Here is an 11,150-nt window from a genome sequence, read left to right on the forward strand (position 1 = left end):
TCATCTCGTCGCGAATTCACCGGACGAAGAATTCGCCGCTCTCGCGGAAGCAGAAGCCGAACTCGAATGAGCATCTATACGCAGTCGGTGTCCGGCACGACCTATCAGTTCGACGGCCTCGTCGAACTCATGGCGAAGGCAACGCCCTTGCGCTCCGGCGACGAACTGGCCGGCTGTGCGGCGCAGTCCGATGCAGAACGGGCCGCAGCACAATGGGCACTGTCGGAGGTGTCTCTCGATGTGTTCCTGCATGATCTGCTCGTGCCGTACGAGACCGACGAGGTCACCCGGCTCATCATCGACTCACACGATCGGTCCGCGTTCGGCGCCATCTCGCATCTGACCGTCGGCGGTCTGCGGGATTGGCTGCTCGACGCCGCAGCGTCGCCGGATTCGGCGTCGATTCTGCGGTCCGTGGCGGCGGGGTTGACACCCGAGATGGTCGCGGCTGTCAGCAAGATCATGCGCAATCAAGATCTGATCTCGGTTGCGCGGGCTGCCGAGGTGACGTCCGCCTTCCGAACGACCGTCGGGCTGCCGGGGACACTCAGCACACGGCTGCAGCCGAACCATCCGACCGACGACCCACGTGGAATTGCGGCCGCAACGCTCGACGGCCTTCTACTCGGGTCCGGCGACGCGGTCATCGGAATCAACCCCGCTACCGATTCTCCGCACGCCACATCGGATCTGCTCTACCTGCTCGACGACATCCGGCAGCGATTCGAGATCCCGACGCAGTCGTGCGTGCTCTCGCACGTGACGACGACGATGGAGCTTATCGGCAAGGGAGTCCCGGTCGATCTCGTCTTCCAATCCGTTGCCGGCACCGAGGGTGCGAATTCCGGTTTCGGAGTGCATATTTCGCTGCTTCGAGAGGCCAACGAAGCAGGACGTTCGCTGCATCGAGGAACCGTCGGAGACAACGTCATGTATCTCGAGACGGGGCAGGGATCGGCGCTGAGTGCGGGCGCGCATCTGGGCACGGACGGCAAACCCGTCGACCAGCAGACGTTGGAGACTCGTGCGTACGCGGTGTGCCGCGATCTCGAGCCGTTGTTGGTCAACACGGTCGTCGGATTCATCGGCCCGGAGTATCTCTACGACGGTAAACAGATCATTCGTGCAGGCCTCGAAGATCACTTCTGCGGAAAGCTTCTCGGACTGCCGATGGGCGTCGACGTCTGCTACACCAACCATGCCGAAGCCGACCAGGACGACATGGACACCCTTCTCACGCTCCTGGGAGCGGCAGGGGTTGCCTTCGTCATCGCAGTACCCGGCGCCGACGATGTGATGCTCGGGTACCAGAGCCTGAGCTTCCACGACGTTCTGTACGTGCGGCAGGTGTTGGGATTGAAGCCGGCACCCGAGTTCGCTGCGTGGCTCGATCGTCTCGGGATGGTCGACTCCACCGGAAGAATCCTCGACATCGACGCTGTGGGCTCCCCTCTCAGGGCGTTGACCGGTGCGCGATGAGTGAACTCGAACCAGAACGTGCGGACAGCGCACTGTGGGATGAGCTCCGGCTGAGCACTCAGGCTCGGATCGGGCTCGGGCGCACCGGTGACTCGCTGCCGACCCGTCGGGTGCTGGAATTCAGGTCCGCGCACGCGGCAGCACGAGACGCGGTCCACATGCCGCTCGAGGTCGACAAGTTCGCGGTGGACGTGGAGAAGGTAGGCGTCGGAGCGCCCGTTGTCGTGACATCGAAGGCGACGTCCAGGGCCGAGTATCTGCGGAGGCCGGATCTGGGACGCTCGCCGGACGACCTGTCGTCGATCGACAAGGGCGACTTCGATGTCGGCTTCGTCCTGAGCGACGGTTTGTCTCCGAGGGCGTTGATGGATCACGGCTCGTCGATGCTGGAAGCGCTCGTGACGGAGCTGTCGGACACGTATTCGATTGCGCCACCGGTAATTGCGACAGAGGCGCGTGTCGCGCTCGGTGACCATATCGCCGAGGCGATGGGCGTGCGTACCGTTGTCGTGCTGATCGGGGAGCGACCCGGTCTCTCGGTGGCGGACAGCCTCGGGATCTATCTCACGCACCTACCCGCGCCCGGAAAGTCCGATGCCGATCGGAACTGCATCTCGAACATCCATCCTCCGGAAGGCCTTGGATATCAGCAGTCGGCGAAGATCGTGGCGAGCTTGATCTCCGGAGCGCGCAAGCTGGGTAGATCCGGTGTCGCTCTCAAAGACACCTCGCGTGCCGAAGCCCTCGAGTCCTCGGAGGCGTTGACCATCGAGTAGCACCCCTGTCCGGGGGTAGAGGGTCGTGACTCAGGTCACTATCCTGGCTCGTATGGAGAGTCTCAGTTTTTCGTCGGGAAGTTCGTCGACACCGCTTCTCGAGGACACTATCGGTGCAAATCTCGACCGGACCGTCGCTGAGCACGCTGGACGCGACGCACTGATCGACGTGCCGTCGGGGCGACGGTGGACCTACTCGGAATTTCTCGCGGACGTCGAATTGTTGGCGGCCGGCCTTCTCGTGAAAGGGGTAGGGCGGGGCGACCGCGTCGGTATGTGGGCCCCGAACTGTCCCGAATGGGTTCTGGCCCAGTACGCGACGGCGAAGATCGGTGCGATTCTGGTCAACATCAATCCGGCGTACCGGACGCACGAGTTGCGTTTCGTGCTGAAGCAAGCCGGTGTGTCGGTGCTGCTGTCGGCCCAGGAATTCAAGGGTTCGGATTACACCGCGATGATCGACGAAGCGCGCGCCGAGGCACCCGACCTTCGCGAAGTCGTGTACATCGGCAGCTTCGGCTGGGAACTGATGACCGACAGAGGGCACCGCGCGCTCACCGAAGAACCGTCGATGGTGGCAGACGCACAATCGACGTTGACCGCACACGATCCGATCAATATTCAGTACACCTCCGGGACAACAGGTTTCCCCAAGGGTGCCACGCTGAGTCACCGGAACATCCTGAACAACGGCTATTTCGTCGGCGAGTTGTGCCATTACACCGCAGCCGATCGTGTGTGCATTCCGGTGCCGTTCTATCACTGCTTCGGCATGGTGATGGGCAATCTTGCATGCACCAGCCACGGCGCAGCGATGGTCATTGCCGGCCAGGCGTTCGACGCGGCGGCGACGCTGACCGCCGTCCAGCAGGAACGATGCACCTCGCTGTACGGGGTGCCGACGATGTTCATCGCCGAACTTGCGCTCGCCGAGTTCGATTCGTTCGATCTGAGCAGTCTGCGTACCGGCATCATGGCCGGCTCTCCGTGCCCGACCGAGGTGATGAAGCAGGTCATCGAGCGGATGGGAATGTCCGAGGTCTCGATCTGCTATGGGATGACCGAGACGTCGCCGGTGTCGCTGCAGACTCGGAGCGATGACACCATCGATCAGCGAGTGTCGACGGTGGGAGCGGTCGGACCGCATCTCGAGGTGAAGATCGTCGACCCGGTCGACGGCAGGACCCTGCCTCGCGGAGAGTCCGGGGAACTGTGCACCCGTGGGTATTCGGTCATGCTCGGTTACTGGGAACAGCCCGAGAAGACAGCGGAGGCGATCGACACCGAGGGGTGGATGCACACCGGCGACATCGGCGTCATGGATGACCTCGGCTACGTGTCCATCACCGGACGGATCAAGGACATGGTCATACGCGGAGGCGAGAACGTGTATCCGCGGGAGATCGAAGAGTTCCTGTACACCCATCCCGACATCCTCGACGCCCAGGTGGTGGGCGTCCCCGACGCCAAGTACGGGGAGGAACTGATGGTCTGGATCCGGATGAAGGACGGCGCGGTGCCGCTCGACGCCGAGGCCGTCAGGGCGTTCTCCGCAGGCAAGCTGGCGCACTACAAGATCCCGCGATACGTCCACGTCGTCGACGAATTCCCCATGACGGTCACCGGGAAGGTGCGCAAGGTGGAAATGCGCGAACGGTCGCTCGACCTGATCTGACTCTCACAACCGCTTCGGCAGTCTACAACCGTCATTCGTGTTGTGAACACGTATTCAGTGTGTGAGAGCGCGAGCCTTCGCTCGCTCGAATCGCATGTATAGGTCATGGAAGCTCCACAAGTCCTCCCACGTCCACCGGAATACTTCGTACCCGTCGTCACGGAGGGCGTCTTCCCTTTCCTTCTCGCGCGCAAGTGTCTCCGCCCTCCCGCCGTATTTGGCCATTCCATCGAACTCGCCGATGATCCGAAATTGTGGCCAGAAGAAGTCGACCCGGAAGTTCAGACCCGGTACCCGATACTGCAGCGACGGCTCAGGCATGTCATGGTCGATCATCCGGAGACGGGTCAGTGTCTCGCCGGCGCTTTCGCTGAGACCGTTCATTCGTGCGACTGCCCGACGTGCCGCGGCGATGTTGTGCAGTCTGGAGCTCTGCTCGAGAATCTCCGTCAACACGTCCGTCGTGATCGCATACTTGCGGAGCGCAGAATCGCCGATCACCACCGCGTGATCCATATCGACGATGCGGGCGGTGTCGATGACCGTGCGAGCAGGGGAGGTGACCGGTACCGAATCGATATCTACGACGGTCGCGGTTGTGAGTGCTGCGGTGTGTACATGAACGCTCGACGTCTTTCGGCCGCCGGTCGACCGATCGACAGTGAGGTGGACCCGGTCGAGTTCGGTGTTCCACATCGTGAGGCCGTGCATCGCGGCCGCCGAGATGTGGCTGACGGCATGATCGGTTCGGCCTCGGACCGCGGCGACCGCCCTGAGTCGGTGAACAGCGGTCGGCGTCAAGCCGTCGGACCCACGTGCGGGGTAGTAGATGCCTGTGGCAGTCTTTCTGATCTCGCCTGCTTCTTTCAGTCGGCGAAATTCGGCGTCGGTGTATCCAGCTGCCGACGCTGCTGCGCGCGTGAGGAATCCGTCCGAATCGGGGGGCATGCGACGATCGTGCAGCCGACCTAGTCGCGCTACCACCACCCGACCCGGGATTGTGGATGAACCAGGCAGCTGTGGATGGATTCTGGTTCGTTCGCACCACTCGGCACTTCCCGTATTCGGTTCCTTCTACAACGTTCCTGTGCGTTTACAACGTCGATCCGCGTTGTACACGCACATCTCGGTTGTGACGAGTGGGCTCGAGGAATACTGATCACATGACCGAACCGCAGTGGACGCCGTCGTCGGAGGACATACAACGGGCTCGCATCACGGACTTCGCCACGCAGGTAGGACAGACGTACGGGCTGTCTTTCGACGACTACGCGGCATTGTGGGAATGGTCGAAAGACAACCTCGAGCAGTTCTGGCAGGCGGTGTGGGACTACTTCGACATCATCTCGGACGAGGATCCGACCGCGGTGCTAGGTAGCGCCGAGATGCCGGGAGCACAGTGGTTTCCCGGGGCGACGCTCAACTACGTCGAACAGGTCAAGCGACAGGTGGATCGCGGTGGGATCGCGATCCAGTACGTGGCCGAGGACGGCACCGAGCGAGCGTTGAGTTGGGACGACCTGGCGCGACAGGTCGGCGCCCTCGCCGTGACGCTGACCTCCGCCGGCGTGGGCACGGGCGATCGGGTCGTCGGCTACCTCCCCAATATCCCGGAGACGGTGGTGGCGTTTCTCGCGACGGCAACCATCGGTGCGATCTGGTCCTCATGCGGGCAGGACTACTCTGCATCTGCTGCCCTCGACCGATTGGGTCAACTGGACCCCAAGGTGCTCGTCACTGCCGACGGATACTCCTATGGCGGCAAATACCATGACAGGACAGCCGACGTGACGTCGCTGCGTGCCGGCCTCGCGACGGTGGAGTCGGTGATCCAGGTGGGCGAGCACGTCACCGAGGGATCGATGAGCTGGACGGACGCCACTGCCGGTGCGCACGAATGGGTGTCGACGCCGGTGCCGTTCGATCATCCGCTGTGGGTGGTCTTCTCCTCGGGCACGACGGGCCTGCCGAAGGGGATCGTGCACGGGCATGGTGGAGTACTGCTGGAACATCTGAAATCGGTTGCACTGCAGTCCGACATCGGGCCCGAGGACACATTCTTCTGGTACACCAGCCCGAGCTGGATGATGTGGAACTTCCAAGTCGCTGGCCTTCTCGTCGGCGCCACCATCGTGTGTTTCGCCGGCAGTCCTGGATTTCCGGCACCCGACGCGTTGTGGTCGATCGCGGCGCGCGAGCGGGTCACGTTCCTCGGGACGAGCCCCGGCTACGTGTTGGCCTGCATCAAAGCTGATGTGCACCCGTCCAGTGAGCACGACCTGAGTGCGCTTCGCGCTGTGGGCATCACCGGTTCCTCGCTGCCCGCGTCATCGTCGATCTGGTTGGCGGACAACGTCGGTGCACATGTTCCGGTGTTCTCGATCTCGGGCGGTACCGATGTCGTGTCTGCGTTCGTCGGTGGCGCCCGAACCGTACCGGTGTGGCCGGGTGAGCTGTCGGCACCGTACCTCGGCGTCGCACTCGATTCGTTCGACGAACGCGGTGAGTCCGTTCGCGGTGACGTCGGCGAACTGGTGATCACGAAACCGATGCCGTCGATGCCGATTCGATTCTGGAACGATGTCGACGGAAGCCGCTACCGCGGTGCCTATTTCGACAGTTTCCCTGGAGTGTGGCGACATGGGGACTGGATCACCCGTACCGAACACGGGAGTGTCGTGGTGCACGGCAGGTCGGATTCCACGCTGAACCGCAACGGAATCAGGATGGGAAGCGCGGACATCTACCAGGCAGTCGAGTCGTTGCCCGAGATCGTCGAATCACTGGTGTTGGGCGTCGAATCCGAGAACGGTGGCTACTGGATGCCACTGTTCGTGGTGCTGGCCGACGGCACCGAACTCGACGACGAGCTACGCCGGAAGATCAAGGACGTCATCACCGAACACGCGTCTGCCCGGCACGTCCCCGACGAGATCATCGCGGCGCCTGGAATCCCGCATACCAGAACGGGAAAGAAGCTCGAAGTCCCGCTCAAGAAGATCTTTCAGGGCCGCGCCCAGACAGGTGCATTCGACCGAACCTCGGTCGACGCTCCGGAACTAGTGGATTGGTTCGTCGCACGGGGGCGCGATCACGATCGGTGACGCGTCCACTTCGCCAGAAACTGCTTCTCGTCGGGGGTGATGCGGCGCAGCCGCTCCGAGCCGATATCCACCATCGCCATCTGAGTGGTCGCTAGTACTGCCGGCAGGGAATCGGCCGGTGCGCCGGATGGACGCACTTCGTAACCGATGGTGAAGTCGACGGACCGCACCTGCTCGAACCACAGGGCGATGTCGAGCGGACTGTCGGAATGGCGCAGCGGCTTCTTGTACGAGATGTTCACGTTCGCGATCAATGCGCTCTTGATCAGCGACTCGTTGGCTTCCCCCGCACTGAGTAGCCATTCGATGCGAGCTTCCTCCAACAGGGTGACCATTCGGGCGTGATTGATATGGGCGAAGGCGTCCATGTCCGACCAGCGGACGGTGATGGTGGCGTGGTAGGCCTGCTCGACGTGTGTCACCGCCATACGTTCTCATGCCCACGGTGATCTAGAGTCCGGGTGTGTTGATCAGAAACGTGGTCCTGGCTCCGGGCGGCGACGCCGTAGACGTGCAGACGGTGTGCGGCGAGATCGCCGAGGTCGGATCGGCCCAGTCGACGACACGTCCGATCGAGGGAGACGTTCTCGACGGTGAGGGTGCTGCGCTGCTTCCGTCGTTCGTCGACAATCACCTGCACCTGACACAGTGGGCGGCGTCCTTGACCCGGATCGACGTCTCCGGTGCGGATTCCGCAATGGACCTCGTCGACATACTCGCGCGGTCGAACGAACGGCATGGTCACGGAATTCTTCGCGCCCAGGGTTTCCGGGACGCCCTGTGGTCCGATGCACCGCACAAAGACATACTGCAGAACGCGCTGCCAGGGCGACCTGTTGCCGTCACGAGCATGGACTTGCACACGCTGTGGCTCAGTCCCGCACTGCTGGCAGATCTCGGCATGGATCATCCGACCGGTGTGCTCCGGGACCACGAGTGCATGGAAGGGCTCAACGCCCTCGAAAAACTGACGAACATCGACCACAGCGATCGCGACACCCTCGCCGCAACCGCCGAGCTGGCGCGCCGCGGAATCACCGCAGTCACCGACTTCGAGTACGCGGACAACCGGGCAGTGTGGGGCCGACGCATCGAGCATGCAGCCCCGGCGGTCGACATCCATTTCGCAGTGTGGCGGGAGTGGCTGGAACACGAACTCGTGCTCGGTGCACGCACCGGTGACGCGATTGCCGAGCACGTCGCACTCGGACCGCTGAAGGTCATGTTCGACGGCTCGCTCAACACGCGGACCGCGTGTTGCCACGATCCATATCCCGGTGGCAGCTCGACCGGTGTGTTGCTCGAGACGCCGGAGGACCTCGTCGCGCTCATGGAGAGAGCGCGGACGGGTGGAATTCTGCCGGCAATTCACGCGATCGGAGACAGGGCCAACTCACTGGCGCTCGATGCATTCGAGCGGGTCGGCTGCGGCGGCCGGATCGAACATGCGCAGCAGCTCGTCCCCGCCGATGTGCCACGCTTCACCGCGCTGGGGGTCAGCGCTTCGGTGCAGCCCCAGCATGCGGTCAGCGATCGCGACGTCGCGGACGAACTCTGGGATGGTCGTGGATCGATCGCGTACCCCTACCGGTCGCTGCACCGAGCGGGGGCCCGGCTGCTCTTCGGGTCCGATGCGCCGGTCAGCCCGCCCTCGCCCCTCGACGCGATCGCCGACGCCGTATGGCGGACCGACGACGAGCGGCCGCCATGGCAGTCGGACGAGGCGTTGCCGCTCGACGTCGCGATCGCCGCCGCGTGCGGCGGAAGGGCCTCCATCGAGCTCGGGATGCCGGCAGACGTGGTGCTCCTTGCCGAGCACCCGGCAGGTCTGAGCAACCATGACCTTCGCGCGCTTCCGGTACTGGCCACGGTACGGGCGGGAGCCGTCACGTTCGGTGGGCCACCGACGTGACCGAGTTGCCGGCGTGGCAGGTGTACGGGGAAGCTGACCTCCCACTTTCGCTCAGTGCTGCGTTGGCCGCGTTCGTCGAGCAGGGCTACCACGGGACGTCTGTGCGCGAGATCGCCGGGCGAGCCGGCCTGTCGGTACCCGGGCTCTATCATCACTATCCGTCTAAGCAGGCCATGCTCGTCGGTTTGATGTCTGCCGCGATGGACGAGCTCCTAGCGCGGTCCCGGCAGGCGGAGGCCGCGGCCGGGACGTCGCCGCAGGCACGTTTCGACGCCGTCGTTCGGTCGCTGCTGCTGTTCCATATGCACCGACGAGATCAAGCGTTTCTGGGATCGACCGAAATTCGCAGCCTGGAGCCTGCCAATCGGGCCGACTATGTCGGCCGACGAGACGAACAACAACGCATGCTCGACGCGATCGTGGCGGCGGGCATCGAGTCCGGTGACTTCGATCTCCGGCACGCCGGGGACGCGTCGCGAGCGGTGACGTCGATGTGTGTCGGGGTCGCAGGGTGGTATCGACCGGACGGACCGTTGAATCCGGCCGAACTCGTGGAGATCTACCTCGGTATCGCTCGGCGAATTGTCGGAGCCGAAGGGTAGGTTCGCGATCATGGCATCCTTGAGCGATTCGGACGTTCGTGAGTTTCTTGACCACGGGACCAGGACGGGCAAGCTCGGCTACGTCGCCCGGGACGGCCGTCCACTCGTCGCCCCGGTGTGGTTCGTCGTGGAGGACGAGACGATCGTGTTCAACACGGGGGCGGACACCGCGAAGGGCAAGGCCATCGCCCGTGATCCGAGGGTTGTGCTGACTGTCGATCTGGAAGAACCGCCGTACGCATTCGTGCAGGTTCAGGGGGTCGCGGACACATCTCAGGAGCCGGCGGACCTGCTGAGGACAGCCACCGCGATCGGTGCGCGGTACATGGGGGTCGACCGAGCGGAGGAATTCGGTCGACGCAACGGAGTTCCGGGCGAGCTGGTCGTGCGCATCAGGCCCACGAAGATCGTCGCGTCGCTGAACATGACGGCCTGATCCGATGTGCTGATAGAGCGCCGACGCCCCGGGCTTTGGTCAACGCCCGTCGGTGACCTGTAGATTGGACCGGTGCTGATACTGGACGTGGAACGGGGGTGCTCGGCCCAGTCTCGCAGTCCTAGGTCGGCGCTTGACGGCGCCGCGACGTTGCCCGGATGCATCGTGCACATCTGCTGTCTCACCAGGGCCCACGATCGGCGCCTGTAACGAACGGGCCCCCCGACGAGGATGTACCGATGGGTAACTTTGTCCACGCGCGGGGCGGCGAGTCGTTCTGATTGCAAAAAACTATTACATTTGTGTGTTCGGTGCTCGAAGAGCTTCGGTGAAATCGATGTTCGGCGAGGGCGCGTGATTGTGGGAAAGAGAGGATTCGATTGGACCCGCTAGGTTGGGAAGAATCAGCCGAAGGTGCATCTGAAGGCCACGGACTGCCCGAATCGTCCTTTCCGCTCTCTCCCGCACAGCTCGGCATGTGGTTCGCTCAACACGTCGACCCATCGGTACCGGCCAACATTGCCCAGTACGTCGAACTCCGCGGTGATCTCGACCGCGATCTACTCCAGCGGGTCTCGTCCGAGGCCGCGCTCGAAATGCAGTCCGGATTCGTTCGGATCGTGGAGGTGGATGCAGAGCCGAGGCAGTACGTCGACCCGTCCCTCGACGATGCCCTCGGGTACCGCGATCTTCGCGGTGAGGCGGACCCCCGCGCAGTAGCACTCGCGTGGATGCGCGCTGACTACAGTGCGCCGATCGACATCCTGCGTGACCGTCTGATCTCCGCCACAGTCCTTCAACTCGAGGACGATCTGTACTTCTGGTACGAGCGGGTACATCACGTCGTTCTCGATGGATTCGGCGCGGTGACGTTCATGAACCGTGCAGCCGAGCTGTACACCGCCGCGGTCGCGGGCACGGAGCCCAAGAAGAACATGTCGTCCGACCTGCGCAAGGTCTACGACATCGATGTGTCCTACCGTGACTCGACGCGGTTCGTCACCGACCGCGACTACTGGGCACAGCGGATCGCCGGCATCGATTCGGTGACGAGCCTCGCCGGACGTAGCGCCGCGCCTGCGGCGGTCAGCCAGATCGACTCCACATCTCTGTCTCCTGCCGCTGTATCCGGTATCGATGCGCTCACCGACGCCACGGACACGACG

The 11,150-nt window shown here is 63.4% G+C and carries 10 protein-coding genes; 8 read left to right on the forward strand and 2 right to left on the reverse strand.

Translation table 11 applies throughout. From position 1 onward, the window contains the following. The first annotated feature begins 66 nt into the window (after positions 1-66). Genes A2J03_RS10740 through A2J03_RS10750 form a run of 3 tightly spaced genes read left to right on the forward strand, consistent with a single transcriptional unit; the run spans position 67 to position 3,930 of the window. Positions 67-1,479, forward strand: coding sequence for an ethanolamine ammonia-lyase subunit EutB (locus A2J03_RS10740; RefSeq protein ID WP_068373258.1), 1,413 nt, complete (start codon positions 67-69; stop codon positions 1,477-1,479). Next, the gene (eutC, locus tag A2J03_RS10745) at positions 1,476-2,255 is read left to right on the forward strand and encodes an ethanolamine ammonia-lyase subunit EutC (protein ID WP_068373260.1); all 780 of its coding nucleotides are present in this window, start codon (positions 1,476-1,478) and stop codon (positions 2,253-2,255) included. Before A2J03_RS10740 ends, eutC begins: the two co-directional genes overlap by 4 nt. A 52-nt stretch (positions 2,256-2,307) precedes the next feature. After that, positions 2,308-3,930 (forward strand): AMP-binding protein, encoded by a 1,623-nt coding sequence (locus A2J03_RS10750; protein ID WP_068373283.1) that lies wholly within the window; start codon positions 2,308-2,310, stop codon positions 3,928-3,930. A gap of 54 nt (positions 3,931-3,984) precedes the next feature. Here the strand turns inward: A2J03_RS10750 and A2J03_RS10755 are convergent, their stop codons facing one another. Next, positions 3,985-4,878: a hypothetical protein gene (locus A2J03_RS10755; protein WP_068373264.1), complete on the reverse strand. Its 894-nt coding sequence runs from the start codon at positions 4,876-4,878 to the stop codon at positions 3,985-3,987. Between the two features lie 215 nt (positions 4,879-5,093). On the opposite strand from A2J03_RS10755, the gene A2J03_RS10760 reads away from it, so the two are divergent. After that, complete coding sequence (locus A2J03_RS10760) at positions 5,094-7,034, forward strand: acetoacetate--CoA ligase (RefSeq protein ID WP_068373267.1); 1,941 nt, start codon at positions 5,094-5,096, stop codon at positions 7,032-7,034. Here A2J03_RS10760 and A2J03_RS10765 read toward each other — a convergent pair. Then, positions 7,022-7,462, reverse strand: a complete 441-nt coding sequence (locus A2J03_RS10765; RefSeq protein WP_068373270.1) for an acyl-CoA thioesterase — start codon at positions 7,460-7,462, stop codon at positions 7,022-7,024. The genes A2J03_RS10760 and A2J03_RS10765 overlap by 13 nt on opposite strands. A 35-nt stretch (positions 7,463-7,497) precedes the next feature. Between A2J03_RS10765 and A2J03_RS10770 the strand changes: the two genes are divergently transcribed. The 4 genes from A2J03_RS10770 to A2J03_RS10785 all read left to right on the forward strand — a co-directional run. Continuing rightward, positions 7,498-8,946, forward strand: a complete 1,449-nt coding sequence (locus A2J03_RS10770) for an amidohydrolase (protein ID WP_068373273.1) — start codon at positions 7,498-7,500, stop codon at positions 8,944-8,946. Then, positions 8,943-9,548 (forward strand): TetR/AcrR family transcriptional regulator, encoded by a 606-nt coding sequence (locus A2J03_RS10775; protein ID WP_068373277.1) that lies wholly within the window; start codon positions 8,943-8,945, stop codon positions 9,546-9,548. The genes A2J03_RS10770 and A2J03_RS10775 overlap by 4 nt, the downstream gene beginning before the upstream one ends. 10 nt (positions 9,549-9,558) lie before the next feature. Next, positions 9,559-9,984 (forward strand): PPOX class F420-dependent oxidoreductase, encoded by a 426-nt coding sequence (locus A2J03_RS10780; RefSeq protein ID WP_068373280.1) that lies wholly within the window; start codon positions 9,559-9,561, stop codon positions 9,982-9,984. Positions 9,985-10,364: 380 nt separating this feature from the next. Next, positions 10,365-11,150 (forward strand): condensation domain-containing protein (locus A2J03_RS10785; RefSeq protein WP_231912483.1); only part of this gene is annotated, 786 nt, incomplete at its 3' end.

This window comes from Rhodococcus sp. EPR-157, assembly GCF_001647195.1.
Taxonomy (GTDB): Bacteria; Actinomycetota; Actinomycetes; order Mycobacteriales; family Mycobacteriaceae; genus Rhodococcoides.

Coding starts and splice junctions, on each gene's coding strand:
- A2J03_RS10740 (WP_068373258.1), top strand. CDS start 67: ATGAGCATCTATACGCAGTCGGTGTCCGGCACGACCTATCAGTTCGAC.
- eutC (WP_068373260.1), top strand. CDS start 1,476: ATGAGTGAACTCGAACCAGAACGTGCGGACAGCGCACTGTGGGATGAG.
- A2J03_RS10750 (WP_068373283.1), top strand. CDS start 2,308: ATGGAGAGTCTCAGTTTTTCGTCGGGAAGTTCGTCGACACCGCTTCTC.
- A2J03_RS10755 (WP_068373264.1), bottom strand. CDS start 4,878: ATGCCCCCCGATTCGGACGGATTCCTCACGCGCGCAGCAGCGTCGGCA.
- A2J03_RS10760 (WP_068373267.1), top strand. CDS start 5,094: ATGACCGAACCGCAGTGGACGCCGTCGTCGGAGGACATACAACGGGCT.
- A2J03_RS10765 (WP_068373270.1), bottom strand. CDS start 7,462: ATGGCGGTGACACACGTCGAGCAGGCCTACCACGCCACCATCACCGTC.
- A2J03_RS10780 (WP_068373280.1), top strand. CDS start 9,559: ATGGCATCCTTGAGCGATTCGGACGTTCGTGAGTTTCTTGACCACGGG.